General features: G+C 60.6%; 17 protein-coding genes. 10 read left to right on the plus strand and 7 right to left on the minus strand.

The features are described 5' to 3' along the window. Positions 1 to 32 precede the first annotated feature (32 nt). Genes dinB through QWB57_RS01600 form a run of 3 tightly spaced genes read right to left on the minus strand, consistent with a single transcriptional unit; the run spans position 33 to position 3897 of the window. Positions 33 to 1136 (minus strand): DNA polymerase IV, encoded by a 1104-nt coding sequence (gene dinB / locus QWB57_RS01590; RefSeq protein ID WP_288968050.1) that lies wholly within the window; start codon positions 1134 to 1136, stop codon positions 33 to 35. Between the two features lie 31 nt (positions 1137 to 1167). After that, positions 1168 to 2451: a hypothetical protein gene (locus QWB57_RS01595; protein WP_223629495.1), complete on the minus strand. Its 1284-nt coding sequence runs from the start codon at positions 2449 to 2451 to the stop codon at positions 1168 to 1170. Between the two features lie 42 nt (positions 2452 to 2493). Next, complete coding sequence (locus QWB57_RS01600) at positions 2494 to 3897, minus strand: GntP family permease (RefSeq protein ID WP_288968052.1); 1404 nt, start codon at positions 3895 to 3897, stop codon at positions 2494 to 2496. 162 nt (positions 3898 to 4059) lie between these two features. Here QWB57_RS01600 and QWB57_RS01605 point away from each other — a divergent pair, with 162 nt between their 5' ends. Together QWB57_RS01605 and QWB57_RS01610 are read left to right on the plus strand one after the other, a co-directional pair. Beyond that, a complete protein-coding gene (locus QWB57_RS01605; RefSeq protein ID WP_223629493.1) occupies positions 4060 to 6336 on the plus strand; it encodes a TonB-dependent receptor in 2277 nt (758 codons plus the stop codon). Between the two features lie 115 nt (positions 6337 to 6451). Further along, on the plus strand, positions 6452 to 9781 hold the full coding sequence (locus QWB57_RS01610; protein WP_288968076.1) for a PAS domain-containing hybrid sensor histidine kinase/response regulator: 3330 nt from the start codon (positions 6452 to 6454) through the stop codon (positions 9779 to 9781). A 410-nt stretch (positions 9782 to 10191) separates the two neighbouring features. Here the strand turns inward: QWB57_RS01610 and QWB57_RS01615 are convergent, their stop codons facing one another. Together QWB57_RS01615 and QWB57_RS01620 are read right to left on the minus strand one after the other, a co-directional pair. Then, positions 10192 to 10875 carry a response regulator transcription factor gene (locus QWB57_RS01615; RefSeq protein ID WP_288968054.1) on the minus strand — a complete coding sequence of 228 codons (684 nt, stop codon included), beginning with the start codon at positions 10873 to 10875 and terminating at the stop codon, positions 10192 to 10194. Positions 10876 to 10878: 3 nt separating this feature from the next. Then, complete coding sequence (locus QWB57_RS01620; protein ID WP_223629491.1) at positions 10879 to 11688, minus strand: 3-hydroxybutyrate dehydrogenase; 810 nt, start codon at positions 11686 to 11688, stop codon at positions 10879 to 10881. Between the two features lie 106 nt (positions 11689 to 11794). On the opposite strand from QWB57_RS01620, the gene QWB57_RS01625 reads away from it, so the two are divergent. The 5 genes from QWB57_RS01625 to QWB57_RS01645 all read left to right on the plus strand — a co-directional run bounded on the left by QWB57_RS01625 (position 11795) and on the right by QWB57_RS01645 (position 16976). Further along, complete coding sequence (locus QWB57_RS01625; RefSeq protein ID WP_288968056.1) at positions 11795 to 13591, plus strand: 3-hydroxybutyrate oligomer hydrolase family protein; 1797 nt, start codon at positions 11795 to 11797, stop codon at positions 13589 to 13591. A 46-nt stretch (positions 13592 to 13637) separates the two neighbouring features. Further along, positions 13638 to 14255, plus strand: a complete 618-nt coding sequence (locus QWB57_RS01630) for a CDP-alcohol phosphatidyltransferase family protein (protein ID WP_223629489.1) — start codon at positions 13638 to 13640, stop codon at positions 14253 to 14255. A 63-nt stretch (positions 14256 to 14318) separates the two neighbouring features. Then, positions 14319 to 15416, plus strand: coding sequence for a class III poly(R)-hydroxyalkanoic acid synthase subunit PhaE (gene phaE, locus QWB57_RS01635; protein ID WP_288968057.1), 1098 nt, complete (start codon positions 14319 to 14321; stop codon positions 15414 to 15416). A 1-nt stretch (position 15417) separates the two neighbouring features. Beyond that, positions 15418 to 16497: a class III poly(R)-hydroxyalkanoic acid synthase subunit PhaC gene (gene phaC / locus QWB57_RS01640; RefSeq protein WP_223629487.1), complete on the plus strand. Its 1080-nt coding sequence runs from the start codon at positions 15418 to 15420 to the stop codon at positions 16495 to 16497. A gap of 2 nt (positions 16498 to 16499) precedes the next feature. Then, positions 16500 to 16976, plus strand: a complete 477-nt coding sequence (locus tag QWB57_RS01645; RefSeq protein WP_288968059.1) for a hypothetical protein — start codon at positions 16500 to 16502, stop codon at positions 16974 to 16976. 6 nt (positions 16977 to 16982) lie between these two features. On the opposite strand, the gene QWB57_RS01650 is transcribed toward QWB57_RS01645, so the two are convergent. Beyond that, positions 16983 to 17489, minus strand: a complete 507-nt coding sequence (locus tag QWB57_RS01650; RefSeq protein WP_223629485.1) for a DUF2721 domain-containing protein — start codon at positions 17487 to 17489, stop codon at positions 16983 to 16985. Positions 17490 to 17545: 56 nt separating this feature from the next. Here QWB57_RS01650 and orn point away from each other — a divergent pair, with 56 nt between their 5' ends. Continuing rightward, positions 17546 to 18115: an oligoribonuclease gene (gene orn, locus QWB57_RS01655; RefSeq protein ID WP_223629540.1), complete on the plus strand. Its 570-nt coding sequence runs from the start codon at positions 17546 to 17548 to the stop codon at positions 18113 to 18115. Positions 18116 to 18169: 54 nt separating this feature from the next. Next, complete coding sequence (locus QWB57_RS01660) at positions 18170 to 21127, plus strand: ligand-binding sensor domain-containing diguanylate cyclase (protein WP_288968061.1); 2958 nt, start codon at positions 18170 to 18172, stop codon at positions 21125 to 21127. A gap of 37 nt (positions 21128 to 21164) precedes the next feature. Here QWB57_RS01660 and ppsA read toward each other — a convergent pair whose 3' ends face one another. After that, entirely contained in the window at positions 21165 to 23534 is a 2370-nt protein-coding gene (gene ppsA / locus QWB57_RS01665; protein WP_288968063.1) for a phosphoenolpyruvate synthase, read from the minus strand. 80 nt (positions 23535 to 23614) lie between these two features. Here ppsA and QWB57_RS01670 point away from each other — a divergent pair, with 80 nt between their 5' ends. Beyond that, positions 23615 to 24436 (plus strand): pyruvate, water dikinase regulatory protein, encoded by an 822-nt coding sequence (locus QWB57_RS01670; RefSeq protein ID WP_223629482.1) that lies wholly within the window; start codon positions 23615 to 23617, stop codon positions 24434 to 24436. Positions 24437 to 24462: the final 26 nt, after the last annotated feature.

Here is a 24462-nt window from a genome sequence, read left to right on the forward strand (position 1 = left end):
CCATTCTTGCGGCGGTGTTCACACCTGCGTGGTCATGCCGGCGTGGCGGACAAAAACAGGTCCTCTTGCGCCGGGCTGCCGTCGGCCTCGGCAAAGCCGGACAGCCCCACGCCCACTAACCGGTAGCGTGTCTGCACGGGCAGATCCACGCGCGCGCGCAGGGCACAGGCGATATCGGCCAGGGCCTGTTCCGAGGTGGGCGGTTCCGCCCCGGTCAAGCTGCGCGTCAGGCTGCGGAAGTCGGCCGTTTTCAGTTTCAGCACCACGGTGCGGGCGATGCGACCGGGGTGGCGCTGCCATTCCTTGCCATAGCCCTGCCATGTAGCGGCCGCCAAGCGACGAATATGCGGCTCCAGCGCGTCCAGCGGCAGATCCACCGGGAAGGTGTCTTCGCTGGAAATCTGCAAGGTGGCGCGCTCGCTTTGCACCTCGCGCTGGTCGATCCCGAAGGCCAACTCATGCAGCCGTCGGCCCCAGCGCCCGAAGCGCAGTTGCAGCGGCTCCGCACCGAAGCTGCGCAGATCATTGCAGGTGTGGATGCCCAGCTCGGCCAGTTTGGCTTCCATCACCTTGCCCACACCCGGCAGCTTGCCCACCGCCAGCGGTGCCAAAAAAGCGTCCACCATTGTGGGTTTGACCACGAATTGCCCATTGGGTTTGTTCCAGTCGCTGGCGATCTTGGCCAGGAATTTATTGGGCGCGATGCCGGCCGACGCGGTGAGCTGGGTTTGTTCGAAAATTGCGCTGCGTATTTCTTGCGCGATGGCAGTAGCACTCCCCAGGTCACGCAGGGGCGTGGTGACGTCCAGATAGGCTTCATCCAGCGACAGTGGTTCGATCAAGTGGGTATAGCGTTCAAAGATGCTGCGCACCTGCCGGGAGACCGCTTTGTAGCGGGAAAAGTCCGGTGGCACGAACACCGCCTGCGGGCAGAGTTTTTCCGCACGCAGCGCCGGCATTGCCGAGCGTACGCCAAACGTGCGTGCCTCGTAGCTGGCCGCACACACCACAGAACGCGATCCTTTCCACGCCACTACGACCGGTTGCCCGCGCAAGGACGGGTTATCACGCTGCTCCACCGACGCGTAAAACGCGTCCATGTCCACGTGGATGATCTTGCGCTGCGGGGTGTTCACCGCGTTAGTTTAGAAGTTGCTGGCGGTCAGGTCAGCGCCAGAATGCAATCACATCGAAACCGGGATCTTGTGAGATGTCCTTCGCGGAGCTTCCGCTGCGCGGAGGGCGCGTTACATGTAATTCATGCCGCCCGTTAGCGAGTGTGCGCACATCGATCATCGCCAGCAGGGCGGGGCGGTCGGTGCGTGGGTCGCTGGAAATTTCATAGCGCAGTTCAGGCAGTGGCTTGCCGTCCAGCGTAACCGTGTGCAGTGCGGACAAGCAGGTCAGCCGTGTTTGTGCGGACTGTGCCCGGGTCTGCGGGCAACGCCGCTGCATCGCGGAAGTATCGCGATTGGGTTGGAACGGCACCACCAACTGTGCGTAGGCATCCTTGATGATCGCGGACTGCACATAGGGCACGGCATCATCCCGCGCAGGGTTGCGCTGGTCATCGTAGTGGGCACTATCGAGGGCCCGCACATCGCGTCCGGCAGGAAACAGTGCGTAATTGCCAAGCAAGGATGGCTCACGCTGCAGTGTCCCACTGAATATTGTCACCCCTAGTGCAAGGAACATCAGCAGCATAGTGGCAGTGAGTACTTTGCGGTCGCTGCTGTGGCTGCTCAGCAACGCCATCACCGGGTTGTTGCTGCGGCGAAAACCAAGCCTCGCATAGACTCCGAACATGCGCTGCAATAGCCGGTACCAACGGCTATTTGGCGTTAATGCACTACCGTACTTATGGTCAATCATTGCCGCTACTGCCGACGGCACCACCCAGAGCCCCATGAGCACGACCAGAATACTGCTTGGATCTAGTCGGCCGCCGCTCAGTGCGGCAATTATCATGGACAACCCAAGTATGCTGATCGCGGCGATTGAGATCACCACCACAAACATCGCTTGAGTGACTCCGACTGCAAACAAGATGGTGGCGCGGTTATCGGCGTTTTCGATGATGTCAGGGAATGATATTTCACGCGCTTGCTCCATCGCGCGTGCAATCGGGCCAATGCGTAGTTTGTCCCAGCGAATGCCATCGGGATACACCGAATGCATGCCCACCAAGGCAATCCAGCGCGCACGCAGCAGCAGATGCAGGACGAAGGTCAAGGCCAGGATCAGCGCCGCACTTCTGGCGTAGATGTACACCAGCTGCAGCACCGTTCGCCAGTCGGAATCAAACCGCGGGCGCAGCGCGAAAAACCGGTCATCCAGCCAGCCTGGCAATTGCAGCATGGCAAACACCGCAATACCGGAAATCAGTAATTCAACTTCCCACGTCGGAGTGGTGCGGCGTGACAGTGTGTGCGGGTTTTCGATGTCATTCATGCCACGCATGGTGCGTGGCAATCCACCTGTCTGACAAGCCCGTCACACCAGCCCGAACATGTAATAGGCCGCAATGACCACAAACACCGCCAGCGTCTTGATGCAGGTAACGGCAAAAATATCTTTGTAGGATTGGCGATGGTTCAGCCCGGTGACCGCGAGCAGGGTGATGACTGCACCGTTGTGCGGCAGGGTATCCATGCCGCCGGAGGCCATTGCGGCCACCCGATGCAGTACCTCCATCGGGATGCCTGCGGCATGCGCATTGGCGATGAAGGTGTCCGCCATCGCCGCCAGCGCAATGCTCATGCCACCCGATGCGCTGCCGGTGATGCCGGCCAGGGCGGTGACGGTCACCGCTTCGTTCACCAGCGGATTGGGGATCGAACCCAGCGCGTGCGCCACCACCAAAAAGCCGGGCAGGGCGGCGATGACGGCACCAAAGCCGTATTCGGATGCGGTATTCATGCCGGCCAGCAGTGCACCGGAGATGGCGGATTTGCTGCCTTCGGCAAAACTTGCTTTGACCGGCTTCCATGCAAACAGCAGCACACAGGCGATACCGGCCAGCAGCGCGCCTTCTACCGCCCAGATCGCCGCGACTTTCGAAATTTCCTGCACCACCGGTGCAGGGTTGCCAATCACCGCCGGCACGAAGCTGGTGCTATCGCCGTAATGTTGGGGGATCCACAAGGTCAGCAGCTTATTGACCACACCGACCAGCAGCAGCGGCAAGATGGCGATGAGTGGATGCGCGAGTTTGCCACCGGCAAAGGCCGCCGGCTCGTTGCGCAGGCTGGCGGCATCGCCATAGCCCTCGCCGGCTTGCAGTGCGGCGCGGCGGCGCCATTCCAGATAGCTCATGCCCACGATCAGGATAAACACCCCGCCCAAACTGCCCAGCGTGGGCGCGGCCCAGGTGTTGGTGCCGAAAAACGTGGTGGGAATGATGTTCTGGATTTGCGGCGTGCCCGGCAGCGCATCCATGGTGAAGGTGAACGCGCCCAGCGCAATCGTGCCGGGGATCAGCCGCTTGGGGATGTTCGACTGGCGGAACAGTTCGGCAGCGAACGGATACACCGCAAACACCACCACGAACAGCGACACCCCGCCGTAGGTCAGCAGCGCGCAGACCAGCACGATGGAGAGCATCGCCCGCTGCGCGCCGACCATCCGGATGGTGGCCCGCACGATGGCCTTGGAAAACCCCGACAACTCGATCACTTTTCCGAACACCGCGCCCAGCAAAAACACCGGAAAATACAGTTTCAGAAAGCCGACCATCTTGTCCATGAACAAGCCGGTGAACATCGGTGCCACCAGTTGCGGATCGGTCAGCAGTACCGCGCCCAGCGCCGCTACCGGCGCGAACAGGATCACGCTGTAGCCGCGGTAGGCCACCACCATCAGGAAGCACAGTGCGGCCAATACGATCAAAAACGACATGCGCCACTCCGGGCAACGGACGTTGGGCTGCGAGTGTCGTTGCCAATCGGGCGATGCAACATTGTCCTAACGTCCAATGCCCACCCGCCCGGCAAGTGATTACCGTGCACAGCAATGGCGGCATCCGTCCGCTGGTTCTGCATATCCCGGGAGGAATTGGCGATGAAGCGTAAGCAATTGAGTCTGGCTGTTCACGGTGCACTGGCGATGTCGTTCCTGATTGGAGCTCCTGCTTTGGCGCAGGATGCTGCCAAGGGCAAGGACGGCGAGCAGGCGGCCACTCCCGCGGCACAAAAGGCGACAACCCTTGAAAGCGTGAAGGTCACTGCCCGCAAACGCGAAGAAACCCTGCAGGACGTGCCAGTCGCGGTCACCGCGTTCACTGCCGATTCGTTAGACAAGCTCAATATCCAGGATCTGGGGGATCTGGGTGCGCAGGTGCCGAATATGACCATCTACGCCGCGCGTGGATCAAATACCACCATCACTGCCTACATCCGGGGCGTTGGCCAGTCTGATCCTCTGTGGGGCGTTGATCCTGGTGTGGGCCTGTACTTGGACGATGTCTATCTGGCCCGCCCGCAGGGTGCCTTACTGGATGTACTGGATGTTGAGCGCGTGGAAGTGCTGCGCGGCCCGCAGGGCACCCTGTACGGCAAGAACACCATCGGTGGCGCAATCAAGTACGTAACACGCGCACTGTCGCCAGAGTTCAACGGCTTCGGTGCGGTCACCCTTGGCAACTATGGTCAGCGCGATTTCAAGCTGGGGTTGGGCGGCGGCTTGGGTAGCGATACTTTGCGCGCTCGCATTACTGCTGCGAGCCTGAGCCGTGACGGCTTTGGTGAAAACATTCGCACTGGCGATCAGGTGAGCGACAAAGACATCAAGGTCGTGCGTGCTCAACTGGGTGCATATGTCACCGACAGTTTCGACATCCAGTTTGCAATGGACTGGATGAAGGACGATTCCGGCGTGCGCGGTGCCAAGCTGCTAGCACCCAACACCAATGCAACGGCCAATTTCCTGTTCCCGGGGCTGTCTACTTGGTTGCCGCTGGACAGCCGTTACGACGTACGTAACGGGATGCCCAACACGAATTACACCAAGGTGGATGGTGCATCGATGACCGTGAACTATCGGGCAGACGACAACTGGACACTCAAATACGTGTTGGCAAAACGCGAGTCTGATACCGAGACCAACATCGATTTCGATACGCTGCCATTCCCGATCGCGGACGTCAAAGCCTTCTACAACGACCAGCAGGTGAGTCAAGAACTTCAAGTCAACTACGACGGCGGTGGTCGCTCGCGCGGCGTGGTTGGCCTGTATTCTTTCAGCGGCGAGGCCGGTGGCCAGGTGCTGAACAATTTCTATGGCCTGCTATTTGGTGACACCCAAGGCAAGGTGATGACGGACAGCATCGCCGTGTATGCCGACTGGACCTTTGATGTCACTGACAAATTCTCAATCGATGTTGGTGCGCGCTACACCGACGAAGACAAGCACGCTGTCGTTCTTAATCGTAGCTATAGCGACGGAACTTTCAGCAAGCAAACAGCAGTCTCGGCGAATTTCAACAAGACCATCAACTTCAAGAACATGTCGCCAAAGGTCTCGCTGGACTACCAGATCACCCCCGACATCATGGTCTACGGTAATGCCTCGCGTGGCTTCAAGTCGGGGGGGTACAACATCCGCGCCCAAGCTACTGCGGTGCCACGGTCGGCTGAACCGTTCAAGGACGAGCAGGTCGACAGTTACGAGATTGGCAGCAAGATGGGGCTGCTGGACCAACGTCTGTTCTTGAACTTGGCCGCGTTCCACAACAAATACAAGGATATCCAGCTGTCGATCTTCACTGCTTACGACAGCAATAACGACGGCAAGGATGATGCGTTCTTCGGCGATTTCACCAATGCCGGTGCCGCGACCATCAATGGCCTGGAAGTCGAATACCAATGGCTGCCGACCCAGCACTGGGCGATTACCGGAAATCTGGCCTGGATGGATGCCAAGTTTGATGAGTACATGTTCAAAGGGGTGAATATTGCCAAGCAACAAGCAATGACCAACGCCCCGGATTTCTCGGGTGCGATCAACCTTGAATGGCGTACCGATCTAGCCAATGGTGGGCATCTGTCCGCGCGTGCTGGCTATAGCTATCAGTCCAAGGTAGTGGCCACCACCGAAATCGTGAAGGACCCAGTGACCGGGGCGCTTGCCAGCCCGATTACCCAGGATGGCTATGGTCTGGTCAATGCAAACGTGACTTGGCGGATCAATGATGCATGGTCTCTGTCACTGGCCGGCACCAACCTGACCAACAAGGAATACCGCACAACCGGGTACAACCTGGTGTCGGCACTTGGTGTGATGACGGGTTTCTACGGTGCGCCTCGCCAGTTCAGCCTGACTGCGCGCTACAACTTCTGACCCAACCCCTGGGGCGGTGACGGCGCGGCGGCGGGCTTCGGCTCGCCGTCGCGTTATGCTCGCCAGCAATGTGGCCCGATGATCGAACCCCACCCCCATGGCTGAAGGCGCGGCGATGCTGAGTATCGCCGCTGTCGTTGCTGCTGCATTGCTGTGGCTGGGCCTGCTGTTTGGCACCGGTCTGTACGCCGAGCGCCATCCAGATGCGTTTGCGAAGCACTGGCGGCATGTGTACGGCTTGTCGTTGGCGGTGCATTGCACCTCGTGGACGTTCTACGGCACCGTCACCCAAGCGGCCCGTTATGGCTGGCCACTGCCGCCCACTTTCATTGGCGCCATCCTGTGCTACGCGCTGGCGGTTGTCTTTTTGATACGGCTGGTACGGCTGGCGCGGCAAACCAATGCGACATCGCTGGCCGATCTCATCGCCACGCGCTTAGGCAAAGACGCATGGCTTGCCGCGATCGTCACCTTGGTGACAGTGCTGGGGTTGATCCCTTACATCGCGCTGCAACTGCAGGCGATCACCATGAGCTTCACCACGCTGACGGCGGGCACCGGTGCGGCCGATGATGGCGCACCGCCGCTGTGGCGGGATGGTGCGTTGTACGTGGCGCTGGCAATGGCTTTGTTCGCCATGATGTTTGGCACCCGCCGGGTGAGTGCGGCCGAGCACAACCGCGGGTTGGTGCTGGCACTGGCATTCGAATCGTTGTTCAAACTATTGGTCATGCTGGCGCTGGGCGGGTTTGTGTGGCTGGGCCTGCACACATTGCCCAGTGCGCCACGTTTGCCGCCATCATCGTCCGCAGGTGGCTTCATGCCTTTGGTGATTCTGGGGGCACTGGCGATGTTCCTGATGCCGCACCAATTCCATGTGGGCGTAGTGGAATGCCGCGACGAACGGGACGTACGCACCGCGCGTTGGCAGTTTCCGCTGTATCTGTTGTTGATCGCGCTGCCCACTTTGCCGCTGGCGCGTGCCGGCGCGGCCCTGCTGGGGGAGCACGTTCCCACCGATATGTACGCTTTGGCGCTACCGATGGTGCAGGGGCACGCCGGCATGGCCTTGCTGGTGTTTCTGGGGGGCTTGAGTGCGGCGACCGGCATGGTGATTGTCAGCACGCTCACGCTGAGCCTGATGATCGGCAACCATTGGTTTGCACCCGGCCTGCTGCGTGGTGCGTGGGCACGCGGCAAGGCCAGTGACCACAGTGGCGACCTGTTGCTGCTGCGACGATTCGGCATTGTTGCCATCATGTTATCGGGTTGGGCGTATAGCCGGTTGGTCAGCGGCAATGCGGTATTGGCCGATGTGGGCGCGGTGTCGTTTTCGGCCTTGGCTACCTTGATGCCAGCGCTGGCGTTTGCACTGTGGCGGCCGCAGACGCCGGGGCCAGCGGCCAGTCTTGGTGTGCTGGCCGGGTTTGCCGCGTGGTGCTGGGTGATGTTGGTGCCGCTGTTGACGGCCAGTGCGGGTGCCCATCCGGATTGGCTGCATGCCGGGCCGTTCGGGCAGGCATGGCTGGCACCCGAGGCGATGTTCGGCTTGACCGGGTGGAGCCGGCTGGCACGCGCGGTGGGCGTCAGTTTGTTTGTCGGCACGGGCATCACCTTGGTAGCCGCCAACCTGCACGGCGCGACCCGTCAACAAAATGCACGCGGCAGTGATGTGCGTACCCTGCGCAATGCCGGGCGTCGCTTTCTGCCTGCTGCACGGGTTGAGGAACTCTTGCAAGGTGCACCGGCCAGCGGCCCGGTACCGGCAGTGCAGGAATCACGTCTGGAGCATGAGTTGGCAGCGGTGCTGGGCAGTGCCTCGGCGCGCTTGTTGCTGGATGCGGCACGCCGCGATGCCTCCGGTGCAGACCTCGACACCGTGGCCAGTATCGTCAGTGAAGCCAGCGAAGATTTGCGCTTCAACCAGCGCGTGCTGGAGGCCGCGCTGGAAAACATGAGCCAAGGCATCAGCGTCGTGGATGCACAGTTGCATTTGGTGGCGTGGAACCGCCGCTACGCAGAACTGTTCGGCTTTCCATCCGGCATGTTGCGGGTAGGCATGCCAATCGCCGAGGCATCCAACTGGGCGTTGCGGGAAGTGGCGGGCCTCGAGCGCGCCAACGATGCCTTGCAGCGCCGCCTTGAGCATATGCGCGCCGGCACTTCGCACCTGTCCGAGCGCGTGTTCCCCGATGGCAGCATCATTGAAATTCGCGGCAACCCGATGCCCGGCGGCGGTTTTGTGGCCACCTTCACCGATGTCACCGCATTCCGACAGACGGAAAGCGAACTCAAGCGCAGCAATGAAACGCTGGAGCAGCGCGTCATCGAGCGAACCGCGTTGCTGGAAACCGCAAAACGCGAAGCCGAGCACGCCAACGATGCCAAAAGTCGCTTCTTGGCCGCGATTGGGCATGATCTGTTGCAGCCGTTGCACGCGGCCCATTTATTTGCAGACACGTTGCAACAACGCAGCGTGGGTGAGCAACGCGAACTGGCTGCGCATATCGGTAGTGCATTAGACACCACCACCGACTTGCTTGGCACATTGCTGGATATGTCGCGTCTGGAAGCCGGTGGTTTGGTTCCGGAGTTGCGGATATTTCCATTGAGCGAAGTGTTGGATCCATTGGTGGCCCAATTTCGGGTATTGGCTGCAGAACGCGGCCTGCAACTGCACTATGTCGCCACGCGTGCGTGGGTGCACAGCGACCCGCAACTGTTGCACCGCGTATTGCAAAACTTCCTTGCCAATGCGCTGCGTTACACCAGCAGTGGTCGCGTGTTGCTAGGGGTTAGGCGGCGCGGGCTTGGGCTGCGGATTGAAGTTCACGATAGCGGCCCCGGCATTGCGCCCGATCAGCGCGAAATGATTTTCGAGGAGTTTCGGCGTGGCGATCAAGCACCCGGGCTGGGGCTTGGCTTGGGGTTGGCGATTGCAAAACGCATCGCGGGATTACTGGGTGCGGAGTTGTCGCTTGTCAGTATTGTCCAGCGCGGCAGTTGTTTTGCCCTTAGCGTGCCGCGAGCGGCAGCGGCACAACCTGGAACCACACCCATGCGCGGGGTTTCCGGCTTGCGCGTGCTGATTGTGGACAATGAAGCTACGGCATTGGATGCATTGGCCGGCGTATTGCAAAGCTGGGGGTGCGAAGTGATTGCTGCAAGCAACGGCGCAGCGGCAATGCGTGCGCTGGCACAGCAGCCATGCGCGTTGTGGATTTTCGACTACCACCTGGATGACGGTGATGATGGGGTGTCGTTGCATCACCGATTACGTGAATTGCACGCGTCCATTCCATGCCTGATTCTCAGCGCAGATCGTACCGGCGCAGTGCGTACCGCCGCGCAAGAAGCAGGCTTGCCTTTGCTGATGAAACCGCTCAGACCATTGGCGCTGAAGTCAATCCTTGATCGCATGTTGGCTGCACGCAATTCACCCTGAGCGGTTGTCCACACAGACTGTGGATGAGCATCCGCACAAGGGTGTGGATAAACATCCAAGCGCATTGCGTGGCGCGGCCTACAGGCTATTGGTGAAATTTTGTTCAAGATGGTTTTGCTTGTGGAATTGCATCGTTTCGCTTGTCCACATCAGCTGTGGATCACTGCCCTATAAACGTGTGGATAACACGCTGCGCGACTTGTGTGGCAGGGTTGTCAAGTGGTGTGGTGAAAATATGGCCACAACATTTCAAAAATATTTTTCCTGCATCACGGCGGCATATCGTGGTTTTCCACAGCGCTTGTGGATGACGCTTCAACAATCATGTGGATAACTACCGGAGCGCTTTGTGCAGCGAGCCTGTCAAGATGTGTGGCCAAAAAATCACCAGCACTTTCGTACGCAGTGCATCAGCGCGAAAGCGCAACGTCGCCTTCGATCAACCGCGCCGGGTCACTCAATTCCAGCTCACGCAACACCACGCTGGCTTGGGTACGGTTACGCACGCCTAGGCGTTCGAAGATGGCGGTCAGGTGCGCTTTCACGGTGCGTTCCTGCACATCCAGACGATCCGCGATTTGCTTGTTGAGCAAGCCCTGCGCCACCAATGCCAGTACACGGAATTGTTGTGGCGACAGACTGGCCAAGCGCGCTGCAAGGTCGGCATCGTGCTGCGAAGAGGCTGCGCGTGCCACGCTGGCGCGTAGGGCGGGGGGCAGCCACGTATCGCAGGCCAGTACGCTGCGAATGGCATCGCGCAAGTCTTCCAGCCCCGCACTCTTGGGCAGATAGCCGGCGGCGCCATGATCCAATGCGCGCCGCACCACGCGCGGATCGTCGTTGGCTGACACCACCACCACCGCCACGCCGGGATATTGCGCACGAATGGCGGCCAGGCCAGCCAGCCCGTGATTGCCCGGCATATGCAGATCCAGCAGCACCAGATCCACCTGTGGCTGTGCGTCCAGCAGTGTAAGTGCCGCATCCAAATGACCGGCTTCGAACAGCTCCACTTCGCCCAGTGCATCGCGTGCCGCTTGTTTGAGCGCGGCGCGAAACAGCGGGTGGTCGTCGGCAATCAGCAGGCAAGGCATGGCTTATTGCGCCGTCCAGCCCCCATCCACCGGCATTGCCGTGCCGGTGATGTTGTGCGCTTCGCGGCGGCACAGGAACACCGCCAAGCTAGCGATTTCCTCGGGCAAGCTCATGCGCAGGCTGGGCTGTTTTTCCGCCAGCAGTGCACGCACGCCATCGTCGCGGCTGCCACCGTGCATGCGGGCCTCAATCTGCGGTTCGATCAATGGCGTTTCCACCCAGCCCGGGCAAATGCAGTTGACGGTGAGGCCACCCGAATCGCGGCTGCCCTGTGCGGCATACTCCAGCGCTGCGACCTTGCTCATCCCGACGATGCCGAATTTGCTGGCGACATACGGCGCCTTGTCTTTCGAGGCCACCAGACCATGCACCGACGCAATATTGATAACCCGGCCAAACCCGCGCTGCGCCATCGCCGGCATCGCAAGACGCATGGTGTGGAAGGCCGAAGACAGGTTGATCGCGATGATGTCGTTCCACTTCGCCACCGGCATTTCGTGCAAGGGCACTGCATGCTGGATGCCGGCATTGTTGACCAGAAGATCGACGCCGCCACGGCTCCAGTTGGCCAGCTCGGCCATCATGGCTTCGATGGCATTGGCATCGCGCAAGTCTGCACCGAAGTGACGGGCACCCCCGCTGCCGGCAGCATTCACGCCGACAATGGCGTGTTCAATTTGTTCGGCGCTGCCCAAGCCATTGATCGCCACCTGTGCACCGGCGGCAGCCAGGGCTTTGGCAATCGCCAAGCCAATTCCCGAGGTGCTGCCGGTCACCAGTGCAGTGCGCCCGTTCAAGAATGTATCGTTCATCGAAATTCCCATGCAAACCCATTTCCATACGCTAACAGGAAGACGCTGCGCCGGGTTGGTACCAAAGTACGATGCGCGTCATTGCCGCTACAGCTAGAGTCAGGGCATGAATATCTTCCGTCATTGCGCCTTCGCCAGTGCGCTTGCCCTGTTGGCAGGCTGCGCCAGCCTGCCTGCTTCCCACAAGGGTGCCTCTATGTTCAGCCAGCCACTCATCTCCACACACCGTGATGCCGATGATTTGCTGACCGCAGGCTTGGGCTTGGCGGGTTTGCAGTCGATCATTCCGCCCGCCTTTGGCGATGCCGAACACCCCACCGCCGCCGAACTGCGCCGGCGTGCGCTGTGGAGCAACTGGCGCGGCATTGCCGATCTGGCTCCCGGCGGTGGCTACGCCACGCTGTATGGCAGCGTGGCCACGGTCCCGGGGCGCGAATTCAGTGCCTTGGCCACGCTGGCCGGTGCCAGGCAGCCGCATCGGGTGCTGCTGCAATTGCCGGATGGGTTCGACCCACGCAAACGCTGTGTGGTGGTGGCGGCATCGTCCGGCTCGCGCGGCATTTACGGGGCGATCGCGGTGGCCGGCGCGTGGGGCCTGCCGCGTGGCTGCGCGGTGGCCTATACCGACAAGGGCAATGGCACCGATTATTTTGATCTGGATGCCGGGCAGGGAGTCGCGTTGGATGGCCGCGTGGCGGCAGCCAATGGCAATACCGCATTGGCATTCAAGCCTGCGTCCGCTAGTGGCTCCGGTGTGGCGTACAAACATGCGCATTCGCAAGACAACCCGGAAGCCGATTGGGGCCGGCATGTGAAGCAAGCTGCGCAATTTGCGCTGGCCACCTTGAATGCGCAATTGCCGCAGCAAGCGCCATTTACCTTCGAGAACACCCGCGTGATTGCGGTGGGCATCTCCAACGGCGGTGGCGCGGTACTGCGTGCCGCCGAGGATAGCGAACCGTGGCTGGATGCGGTGGTTGCCGGCGAGCCCAATATTTACGCACAAGGGCCAGACGCACGCAGTCTGTATGACTACAGCACTGAAGCTGCGCTATTGATGCCCTGCGCGTTGCCGCAATTGGGCATTCCGGCAATGCCAGGACTGGACGCCAAATGCGCGGCATTGAAGATGCGTGGTGTGTTGGCCGGCGATACGTTGGATGCGCAGCAGAAAGATGCACTGGCGAAATTGCATGCCGCCGGCTGGACCGATGCGTCGCTGCGCGCGGGCAGTATTTCGGTTGCCTTCGATTTGTGGCGCGCCGTGGCTGTGGGCTACGCCTCGGCCTATGGGCGTTATGCTTTCGATGCGCATCCTTGCGGCTATCGCTATTCCGCGCAAAACGTCGACACCAGCCCGCGTGCGGCCACGCCGGCCGAGCGTGCGGCGTGGTGGGCCGATGCCGCCGGCATTCCACCAGGCGCGGGCGTGGGCATTGTCGATCCACAGCCCATGACCGACATGGGCCTGACCGGCATGCAATGCCTGCGCAATCTGTGGACCGGCGACAGTGCCGATGCGCAGCGTGTGCGCAAAGGCATTGCCGACACCCGTGCGACACTGCCCCGCGCAGGCCTGCCAGTAGTGGTGATTCATGGCCGCAGTGATGGTCTGGTGCCGCAAGCGTTTTCAAGCGCACCTTATGTGGCGATGGCCAAGGCCGCAGGCCGCAATGACGTGCGCTATTGGCAAGTGGACAATGCGCAGCACTTCGATGCCTTCCTCGCCCTGCCGCCGATGGCCGCCGCCTATCTGCCATTGCTGCCGTATGTGTACAGCGCCCTGGATCGGGTGGATGCTTACCTAGATGGCAAGGCCGCGTTGCCGATCGATGCGGTGATCCACACCGTGCCGCGCATGGGCAAGCCGCTGGCCGAAGGTAATTTGGCGATGCCGCACTGATTGAAAGTATTTGCCTGCACGGCATCGAATTTGGCAAGCTGGTGCGATGAAGCCACGCCATTTTTCGATGCTGCGCGAGTTCCATCTCGCCGATTGGTTCACCCTTGGCAATGCCTTCTGCGGCACGGGTGCGATCTTTGCGGCCATGCGCTACCTGCAAGACGGCGTTGTGCGCGACTTGCTGCTGGGCATGGCGCTGATTCCGTTGGCATTCGTGTTTGATGCATTGGACGGGCGCATCGCACGCTGGCGCAAAGTGGCCAGCACTTTGGGGCGCGAATTGGATTCATTGGCCGATGTCATCAGCTTCGGCGTGGCACCTGCCGCACTGGGCTACGCCTGCGGTCTGCAGGGTGGCTGGGATTGGTTGATCCTCAGCTATTTCGTAGGCTGCGGGGTCAGCCGGCTGGCACGCTACAACGTCACCGCCGAGCAATTGTCGGGCGCCGAGGGCAAGGTGAAATATTTCGAAGGCACGCCCATTCCCACCAGCGTGCTCCTGGTGGCGGTACTGGCGTGGTCGGCTTGGGCCGGCGCATTGGGTCACGCCATCCTGCTTGGTGTGGTGCAGCTGGGACCGTGGCAATTGCATCCGCTGGTATTGCTGTATGCCTTGTCTGGGTCACTGATGATCAGCAAAACCCTGCATATTCCGAAACTTTGACATCCCCGTGTGATAGCGGTGCAACCTTGGCGTTGCTAGCATTCACGCAACCGTGGAGGACACATGACAAACGCACCCAATGATTTTGCGGCACTGGCGCGCCAATACTGGGGCTTGTGGAGCGATGCGTTGCAAGACGCCGTGCCGCAGACCGAGCAAGTGCCAGGCACGCAAGCGTTTCGCGAAGCACTCAACGCATGGACGCAGGCCGCCGGCGGCGGGCAGGGCGGTTTCGATTCGGTGCTGGGGCATGTCCGCCAGCAAAGTGGGGACTGGCTGGCGCAGCTGCAGCAACTGGCGGCGCAGTTTGCCGGGCGTGAGCACAGTGCACGCGATATCGTGCAGGCTTGGCGGCAAATGCTGGGTGACAACCCGTTCCAGGATTTGCTGCACGGCATGCGCGGGCCAGGCTTGGAAGGCATCGCGCAATGGAGTGCGATGGCGCAGCCGTGGTTGCAGGGCCTGCGTGGTGAAGCGGCCAGTTTGCTGGGCTTGCCCGCATTCGGTTTCACCCGTGAACATCAGGAACACGCGCAAGCCTTGGGCAAAGCACATCTGCGCTGGCAAATGGCATTGGAGGCATACAACAAACTGCTGACCCGGATTTCGCAGGATGCCTATGCCTGCTTTGAAAGCAAGCTTGCCGAACGTGAAGAGCCCGGTCGCCAAATTGGCAGCGTGCGTGCCCTGTTTGATCTATGGGTAGATGCCGCCGAAGACGCATGGGCCAAGGCTGCGCTATCGCAGGACTATCGGCGCGTCTTCGCGGAATTGACCAATGCGCAAATGCAACTGCGTGGCGCGGTGCAGGCACAGGCTGAGCAAGCGGCCACCGCGCTGGGCTTGCCGGGCCGCACCGAGCTGGACAGCGCCCATCGCAAAATTGCCGAACTGGAACGCCAACTGCGGCGGATGCAGCGCGATGCTGCGCCGCCTACTTCAACACCAGCGCAAGCCAATGCAACACCTGCACCGGCGAAACCGGCAGCAACCAAGAGCGCTGCGGTCAAGAAGAAGCCAGTGGCAAATAAAGCTGCTCCCGAACCTGCCGCAAACAAATCCGTCGCTGCGCGTGCGCCAGTCAAAGCCGCTGCAGCAAGCAAAGCAAGCAAGCGCAAAACACCTGTGAAGCCCACCAAGCCCGTTGCAAGGAAGCGCTGACATGACGCAGTTCTTTGGCCCACTCAATATCACCGCGCAATCATTGGCGGACGACGCCGGCAAGCTGCAAGCCAAGCTGGTGGCCGGTATCAGCACGCTGCGTGCGATGGATGACGTCAGCTTCGGGGTCACCCCGCGCGAGGAAGTCTGGCGCGATGGCAAAGTGGTGCTGTACCGCTTCAAAGGCGAACAGCCCCCCACTGCGCGGGTGCCGATCCTGATCGCCTATGCCTTGGTCAATCGCCCGTATATGGTCGATTTGCAGTCCGACCGATCCTTGATCAAAGGCCTGTTGGCGCGTGGTGAAGATGTGTACATCATCGACTGGGGCTACCCGGATCGCTCCGATCGCTTCCTCACCTTGGAGGATTACATCGAGCGCTTTATCGGCGGTGCGATGGATTATTTGCGCGGTGCTTATGCGCTGGACGCGGTCAACCTGCTGGGCATTTGCCAAGGCGGCGCGTTCTCGCTGTGCTACGCATCGCTGCACCCGGACAAGGTCAAGAACCTGATCACGATGGTGACGCCGGTGGACTTCCACACCCCCGACAACATGCTGTCGAACTGGAACCGCGAGATCGATGTGGATCTGCTGGTGGACACGCTGGGCAATGTGCCGGCCGACATGATGAACGTCACCTATTTGATGCTCAAACCGTGGCGGCTGTTCGCACAGAAATACGTGGGCATGGTGGACATCCTGGACGACAAGCAGGCGATGGAAGATTTCCTGCGCATGGAAAAGTGGATCTTCGATTCACCCGACCAAGCCGGTGAAGCCTTTCGCGAATTCAGCAAGCAGTTCTTCCAGGAAAACCGCTTCGTCAAAGGCGGTGCAAAAGTGGGCAACCGCGAAGTGCATCTGGGCCTGGTGGAAATGCCGGTGCTCAACATCTATGCCGAACAGGATCATTTGGTGCCGCCGGATGCTTCTCGCGCAATGAAAGCGCTGATCGGCAGCGATGACTACACCGAGCTGTCATTCAAGGGGGGGCACATCGGCATCTACGTCTCCAGCCGTGCACAGAAGGAAGTACCGCAAACCATCCACGACTGGCTGGCCAAGCGCGCACGCTGACGATGCGCAACTGGCCGGGTTGGCTGCGTAACGTGGCGATTACCATTGGCGTGGTCTGGGCTGCGCCGGTGAGTGTGTTGGGTTTGGTCATGGGTAGTGCGGCACTTGCAGCGGGTGCCACAGCGCGTTGGCAGCCGCAGCGGCATTGTCTGGTGTTCCAAGAATTTCCGTGGGGCCCCGGTGGGGCGATAACCCTCGGCAATGTGATTTTGGATACCGGCACAACGCTGGATCGCACATGTAATACCTATGCACACGATGCGGGGTTATGCCGTGAAGCCCCGATTGTGCTGGGCGATCACGAACACGCCCACGTCCTGCAATACATGGCTTTGGGCGCATTGTTTTTGCCGCTGTATGTGCTGTGCGGCGGGGTATCGGCGCGCAATCGCTTTGAACGTGCCGCCGACCGCTACGCGCAGACCGGGCGCGGCTGGTGGCCGTTTCGGGCAGAGGCAATTGATGGCCCCTTTGCCTAGTCAGGCCTAGGGCCTTGGTTTTCCGCGCTGCGCCAGGCTGTGATCCAGTTCCAGATCAAAACTCTTCACGGCCATACTGACTTCGCGCCACATCGCAAAACTTGCAGCTAATAGAAACAGTACGCCAAGAACAGCCATGGCCGTGGGCAGTGCACCCAAGCGCGAATCCAGCAGCGCATCTGCCGCCAAGGCCAGACTGGTACCAACAAAACTGGCCAGCGCCCCATACAGCAGGCGGCACGCACGCAGCACCAGATGCGCCCGTTGGCGGTGGCGTTGGATTTGATCCTCGCGCTCTTTGGCATCCGGAACATCTTGTGCCCATGCCACGATCAATACACGCAGACGATCCACCACGCGCGCCAGTCTTGTATTGGCTGAAGCCAGCAGCGCTGCAGTGGCCGTCAGAAAAAAGGCCGGTGCCAGCATTGCGGACAAAATGGCGTGCGGCCCCAAAGCCGTACTGAGCGTCGGGGCGAGTATCGGGGTGAGTGTGGTGGCGACCTGGATCATGCGGCGTCCTGACTTTGATTCAGTATGATGCCAACATCTCACTCATGTGCATGCCGATGGCTACCGATTTGCCGCAAGACCGCCTGATTTGGATCGACCTGGAAATGACCGGGCTGGACCCGCAAACCGATGGCATCCTGGAAATTGCCACCGTGGTGACCGATGGCCAACTCAACATCCTGGCGGAAGGCCCGGAACTGGCCATCGCGCATCCTTTGGCCACCCTGGAAGCCATGGACGAGTGGAACCGCACCCATCACACCGGCTCAGGACTGTGGCGGCGAGTAGTGCAAGAGGGTGTACCACTGGCCGAGGCCGAGACACGCACGATTGCCTTCCTACAGCAGTGGCTACCAGCAAGGACCTCGCCAATGTGCGGCAATTCAATTTGCCAGGATCGCCGCTTCATGGCGCGCCTGATGCCGCAGCTGGAAGCTTATTTTCATTATCGCAATCTGGATGTCAGCACCGTCAAGGAACTGGCCCGGCGCTGGTCGCCCAAGTTGTTGGCAGGGTTCAGCAAGGTGTCGGCACATACCGCTTTGAGCGATGTGCGCGACTCCATCGACGAATTGCGGCATTATCGGCAATACATGGGGGCGCTGGCTGGTTTGGCAGCGGAGTAACGCAAGTACAGGGGGCACATGAAGCGGATGCCGTTGGCGTCTGTGCAAACTTGGATGCGGCGAGTCTCACTCGGCCTGCTGGTGTTGCTATGCCTGTCATCCAGCGTCGTATTGGCACAGGAAAAGCCTATCTCGGCGTTCTATCGCGAGATTTGGACCACCCGCGAAGGCTTGCCGCACAACCAGGTCAACAGCATTGCGCAAACCCCGGATGGTTATCTGTGGCTGGGCACGTGGGAAGGCTTGGTGCGCTACAACGGGCTGGAGTTCCAGCTGTTTGATCGCAGTAATACCCCAGCCCTGCAAGACAACGCGATTCGCTCATTGTCGGTAGCCGCCGACGGTGCGGTGATCATGGGTACTTCACGCGGTGGAGTGACGGTAAAACGCGGCGATCAGTGGACTACTTACAGCGAAAAAGATGGCCTGGCGCAAGATGAAATTCTTGACGCCATCCAGGACCGTTCGCGGCGCTTGTGGGTGGCCACTGAAAACGAAGGCTTGAGCGTGCTCGATCATGGCAAAGTCAAGCAATACAACATCCATAATGGCCTGCCCAGCAATGTAGTCTTTGACCTGCGCGAAACCCACGACGGCGACATTTGGATTGCTACTGCCGGCGGACTGGCGGTGTGCAGCCACGACGGTAAGCTGCGGGTGATGCCCAGTACCTCGGGATTGCCCGATGCACCGGTGTTCAATCTATTTGAAACCCGCGCCGGGCAATTACTGGTCGGCACCGAACGCGGGGTGTATCGCCGCGTAGGCAATACCGACCAGTTTGAAATGCTCTCGCCATTGCTGCCGCAAGACGGGGCGCCCAGCCTCGCGGAAGACCGCAGTGGCAACTTGTGGATCGGCACCGTCAACAATGGCTTATTGCGCCTATCTGCGCGGGGTGTGGATCGCTTCACCAGTTTGCGTGGGCTGCCCAACAATCGCGTTCCATCGTTACTGGTAGATCGCGAGGGCAGTATCTGGGCTGGCACCAATGCCGGCTTGCTCCGCTTGAGCGATGCGCCGTTTAGTACCTGGAACAGGGATCAGGGGCTCAGTGACGACTATGTGCGCACGGTGTACGAAGATCACCAGGGGGGAATCTGGATCGGCACTGGTCGTGGCTTGAACCTGTGGCGCAACAATCAGGTAGTCGCCAGCTACACCGCCGAAAATGGGCTACCAAGCGATTCTATTTTGAGCCTGTTGGAAGCCCGAAATGGCGATTTGCTGGTCGGTACCTATACCGATGGTGTGCTGCGGATGCGTGATGGCAAAGTGTTGGCACGTTACGATGCCGCACACGGACTACCGGCCAGCAACCAAGTGCGATCGCTTGCCGAAACCAGCGATGGCAGTTTATGGATTGGCACCAACCGTGGGCTGGTTCGGCTCAAAAATGGCAAGTTCAAACGCTTCGGGATAAGCGAAGGCTTGCCGCGGGAATTCATCATCTCGATGCACCAGGCGCGTGATGGCAGCCTGTGGGTAGGGACCTCCAACGGCGCGGCACACATCATCGGGGAACAGGTGCAAGCCTTGGACATGCGCCCAACCAATGGTGCGCAGGATGTCTTCGGTTTCAATGAAGATGCCGATGGTACGTTGTGGATGGCTACCGATCGCGGCCTGCTGCGCTATCGCAATGGCCATCTGGCGGGGCTTGGCATACATAATGGCCTGCCCGTGGATACCTTGTTTGCCATTGTCGATGACCAATTGGGTTCCTATTGGCTTACATCCAATCGCGGCGTATTGCGGATTGCCAAAGCCGAGGCCAATGCCGTTCTGGATGGCCGTCATCAGCGCCTTGAGTACGATCATTTTGGTGAAGCGGACGGGCTGGTCAGTGCACAGTGCAACGGCGGCTCCGGGCCTGCCGCCATTCGTGACCAGCATGGCAATATCTGGGTAGCCACCGCGCGCGGCGCTGCCTTCGCGTCCCCTGCATCCTTGCACGCATTTCGGCGTCCGTTGCCCAGCGTCGTGCTGGAGCAGGTTTTGGCTGATGGCAGGCCGCAGTCGATTGGCCGAGTGCTCAGCTTGCCAGCCGGCACCACCAAGCTGGAATTCCGTTATGCCGCGATCAGCTTTTTGATGCCGCGCTTTTTGCGCTATCGCCAGCAACTGCAGGGCATGGACCATAATTGGGTAGATCGCGGCAACCAGCGCAGCGTGCAATACACCAATTTGAAAGCAGGCCGTTATCGCTTCCAAGTCAACGTGGCTGCACCGGGACTAGGGCAAAATTGGAGCCCGCAGATCACCACGATCCAAATCGAAATTCAGCCGCAGCTATGGGAACGGCCATGGGTGTTGGTATTGGCAGCCTTGGCCAGTTTGTTACTGCTGTGGGCCTTGGTGCGCTGGCGCCTTTTCAACCTGCATCAGCGAGCGACCCAGCTGGAACAACTCGTGGGCCGGCGCACCTCTGATCTGCAAGAACACGCCGACCGCCTGCGCGCCTCCGATCAAGAAAAATCCGCGTTGCTGGAGCGCCTGCGCGAGCAATCCGAAGCGTTTGAACGCATGGCATTGGAAGATGCATTGACCGGGATTGGCAACCGCCGAAGCTTGGATTCGCAACTGGATGCTGCGTTTGAGCGTGCGGTACGTGGCGATCGTGCGCTGTGTTTCGCACTGTTCGACATCGATGAATTCAAGCTCATCAACGACCACTATTCGCATGCCGCTGGCGATCAGGCACTGGTGGCCGTGGCCCACGCGCTGCGCGATGCGCTTGGCGGGGCCGGGGTGTTGGCGCGTTGGGGCGGGGAAGAATTTGCGGTGCTGTTCGAGCGCGTGCCGCTTGCCAGAGCACAGGAAATTTGCAACGCCATGCGGCTGGCCGTGGAGGCCCTGGATTGCAGTGCGTATGCGCCGGGCTGGCAGCTGACAATCAGTGGTGGGGTCGCCGCGCGTGAAGATGCCGCGCGCCCGGAAGACTTGGTGGCGCGCGCCGATGCACTGCTGTATCAAGCCAAGCAGGGCGGGCGCAATCGGGTGTGCAGCTGACCCTGCGGCAGTGTTCCGCAGGGTCAGCTCAATCCAATCAGTGCTTGGACTTCGCCAACGCCAGCCAAGTATCGACCACGGTGTCCGGGTTCAGCGAGACCGACTCGATGCCCTGTTCCATCAACCACTGCGCCAGGTCCGGGTGGTCGGACGGGCCTTGGCCGCAGATGCCGATGTACTTGCCCTTGGCACGTGCGGACTGGATGGCCATCGACAGCATCTTCTTGACGGCTGGATTGCGCTCATCGAACAGCCCGGCCACGATCGCGGAGTCGCGATCAAGCCCCAGCGTGAGCTGGGTCATGTCGTTGGAACCAATCGAGAAGCCATCGAAAATATCGAGGAACTCATCGGCCAGCAGCGCGTTGGAGGGCACCTCGCACATCATGATGACTTTCAGGTCGTTCTCACCCTGCACCAGACCGTTTTCACGCAGGACTTCGATGACGGCTTTGCCTTCATCCAGCGTGCGCACAAACGGAATCATCACCCAGACGTTGGCAAAGCCCATCGCCTCGCGCACGCGCTTGACCGCCACGCATTCCAGCGCGAATGCGTCCTTGAAGCTGGGATCGATGTAGCGCGAGGCGCCACGGAACCCGATCATCGGGTTCTCTTCATGCGGCTCGTACTTGCCGCCACCCAACAGGTTGGCGTATTCGTTGGATTTGAAATCCGACAGCCGTACGATCACCGGCTTCGGATACACCGAGGCGGCGATGGTGGCGATGCCTTCTTTCAGGCGTTCGATGTAGAACTCGACAGGCGAGGCATAGCCGGCGATACGCTCGTTGATCCTGGCTTTGATCGCCGCGTCCTGCTTGTCGAATTCCAGCAGCGCCTTCGGATGGATGCCGATATGGCTGGCGATGATCATTTCCAGGCGGGCCAGACCAATGCCGGCGTTCGGCAACTGCCCGAAGTCGAAGGCGCGCTCCGGGTTGGCCACGTTCATCATGATCTTCAGCGGTGCCGGCGGCATATTGCCAAGATCAGTGGTGGTACGTTCGAAGGGCAGGGCACTGGCATAGATGAAACCGGTATCGCCTTCCGCGCAGCTCACCGTCACCAGATCGCCATCGTTGATGCGATCCAGTGCGTCCCCCGTGCCCACCACCGCCGGCACGCCCAACTCGCGGGCGATGATCGCGGCGTGGCAAGTGCGGCCACCACGATTGGTCACGATGGCGGCGCTGCGCTTCATCACCGGCTCCCAATCCGGGTCGGTCATGTCGGCGATCAACACATCGCCGGGCTGTACGCGGCTCATGTCATCGAGTGAGCGCACCACACGTGCAGTACCGCTGCCGATCTTGTGGCCAATGGCGCGGCCTTCGGACAGCACGTCACCGCGCTGCAGCAGGGCGTAGCGTTCAATCTGGGTGGCGCTGGCGCGCGACCTCACGGTTTCCGGGCGCGCTTGCAGGATGTAGAGCTTGCCGGTGTGGCCGTCTTTGCCCCACTCGATATCCATCGGCCGGCCGTAGTGCGCCTCGATTACCAGCGCCTGCCTGGACAGTGCCTCCACATCGGCATCGGTGATCGAAAACTGCCCGCGCAACTCTGCCGGCGTGGCTTCGGTGCGCACGCGTTCGCCGGGCACATCGGAATACACCATGCGCAATTGTTTGCTGCCCAACGCGCGGCGCAGGATTGCAGGCTTGCCTTCGCGCAAGGTCGGCTTGAACACGTAGAACTCATCCGGGTTGACCGCGCCTTGCACCACCATTTCGCCCAAGCCGAAGCTGGCGGTGACAAACACCACATCGCGGAAGCCCGATTCGGTGTCCAGCGTGAACAACACGCCTGAGCTGCCCACATCCGAGCGCACCATCAGCTGGATACCCGCCGACAGGAACACGTCCTCGTGGGCAAAACCATGGTGCACGCGGTAGGCAATCGCACGGTCGTTGTACAGCGAGGCAAACACTTCCTTGACCTTGCGCACTACGTCATCGGCACCGGTGACGTTGAGGAAGGTTTCTTGCTGGCCGGCAAAGCTGGCATCGGGCAAATCTTCCGCCGTGGCCGAAGATCGCACCGCCACTGCGATGTCTTGTGCGCCGCTATCGGCGCACAACTTGGCGTAGGCGCTGCGGATATCAGCATCCAGCTCCGGCTGCAATGGCGCATCAATCACCCAACCACGGATTTCCGCGCCGGCAGCGGTCAGTTGCGGCACGTTTTCCACGTCAACCGTTGCCAGTTTGTCGTAGATGCGGGCGTGCAGATTGTTGTGCGCGATAAATGCCTTGAACGCATCGGCGGTGGTGGCAAAACCGCCGGGGACCGATACGCCGAGGCTGGACAACTGCCCGATCATTTCGCCCAACGAGGAATTCTTGCCGCCCACTTGGGCGAGGTCGGTCAGGCGCAGGTCGTTCAACCAAAGGACATTACTAGACAAGGCGGGCTCCGTGGGGGCAGGGCGGCGCAGTGGCGCGGGAAGTCCGTTATTTTAACCTGCCCGCCACTCAAGGATTGCCGATGGATGCTGTTCGCCCCGTGTTTTATGTGTCCGATGGCACCGGCATTACCGCCGAAACCATCGGCCACAGCCTGTTGACCCAGTTTGCGGGCCTGCGGTTTGCCACCGATCGGCTGCCATTCGTGGATTCGCCGGACAAGGCACGCGAAGCCGCAATCCGCGTGCGCGCCGCGGGTGAGGCCGCCGGTGTGCGCCCCATCGTGGTCAACTCCTGCGTGGACGCGGAGCTGAACACGCTTTTGGCCGATAGCGGCGCACTGATGCTGGACATATTTGCGCCATTCATCGCGCCACTGGAACAAGAGCTGGGCCGTAGCCGCGAAGCCCATATCGGCCACGCCCACGGCATCGTGGATTTTGATACCTACCATCGCCGCATCAATGCGATGAATTACGCGCTGACTCACGACGATGGCATGAAACTCGACTTCAGCGATGCCGACGTGATCCTGGTTGCCGTCTCCCGCGCCGGCAAGACGCCCACCTGCGTGTACCTGGCCCTGCAGCATGGGGTGAAAGCCGCCAACTATCCGCTGACGCCGGAAGATCTGGAGGCCGAACGCCTCCCGGCCAAGCTGCGTCAGTACCGCAGCAAGCTGTTCGGGCTCACCATCGACCCGCATCGGTTGCACCAGATTCGCCAAGAACGGCGGCCGGATTCGCGCTATGCCCAGCTGGACACCTGCCGGCGCGAGGTTGCGCAGGCCGAGACGATGCTGCGCCGCGAAGGCATCGAGCTGCTCAGCACCACGCACGCTTCGATCGAAGAAATTTCCAGCCGCGTGATGAAGTATTTGGGCATCAACCGCGAGATGTTCTGAACCACGGCCAGCCACCTCTTCCAAGC

Origin of the sequence: uncultured Thermomonas sp. (genome assembly GCF_937872235.1) — a bacterium.
GTDB lineage: Bacteria > Pseudomonadota > Gammaproteobacteria > Xanthomonadales > Xanthomonadaceae > Thermomonas > Thermomonas beijingensis.

Coding starts and splice junctions, on each gene's coding strand:
- QWB57_RS01595 (WP_223629495.1), bottom strand. CDS start 2,451: ATGAATGACATCGAAAACCCGCACACACTGTCACGCCGCACCACTCCG.
- QWB57_RS01600 (WP_288968052.1), bottom strand. CDS start 3,897: ATGTCGTTTTTGATCGTATTGGCCGCACTGTGCTTCCTGATGGTGGTG.
- QWB57_RS01605 (WP_223629493.1), top strand. CDS start 4,060: ATGAAGCGTAAGCAATTGAGTCTGGCTGTTCACGGTGCACTGGCGATG.
- QWB57_RS01610 (WP_288968076.1), top strand. CDS start 6,452: ATGCTGAGTATCGCCGCTGTCGTTGCTGCTGCATTGCTGTGGCTGGGC.
- QWB57_RS01615 (WP_288968054.1), bottom strand. CDS start 10,875: ATGCCTTGCCTGCTGATTGCCGACGACCACCCGCTGTTTCGCGCCGCG.
- QWB57_RS01620 (WP_223629491.1), bottom strand. CDS start 11,688: ATGAACGATACATTCTTGAACGGGCGCACTGCACTGGTGACCGGCAGC.
- QWB57_RS01625 (WP_288968056.1), top strand. CDS start 11,795: ATGAATATCTTCCGTCATTGCGCCTTCGCCAGTGCGCTTGCCCTGTTG.
- QWB57_RS01630 (WP_223629489.1), top strand. CDS start 13,638: ATGAAGCCACGCCATTTTTCGATGCTGCGCGAGTTCCATCTCGCCGAT.
- phaE (WP_288968057.1), top strand. CDS start 14,319: ATGACAAACGCACCCAATGATTTTGCGGCACTGGCGCGCCAATACTGG.
- phaC (WP_223629487.1), top strand. CDS start 15,418: ATGACGCAGTTCTTTGGCCCACTCAATATCACCGCGCAATCATTGGCG.
- QWB57_RS01645 (WP_288968059.1), top strand. CDS start 16,500: ATGCGCAACTGGCCGGGTTGGCTGCGTAACGTGGCGATTACCATTGGC.
- QWB57_RS01650 (WP_223629485.1), bottom strand. CDS start 17,489: ATGATCCAGGTCGCCACCACACTCACCCCGATACTCGCCCCGACGCTC.
- orn (WP_223629540.1), top strand. CDS start 17,546: ATGGCTACCGATTTGCCGCAAGACCGCCTGATTTGGATCGACCTGGAA.
- QWB57_RS01660 (WP_288968061.1), top strand. CDS start 18,170: ATGCGGCGAGTCTCACTCGGCCTGCTGGTGTTGCTATGCCTGTCATCC.
- QWB57_RS01670 (WP_223629482.1), top strand. CDS start 23,615: ATGGATGCTGTTCGCCCCGTGTTTTATGTGTCCGATGGCACCGGCATT.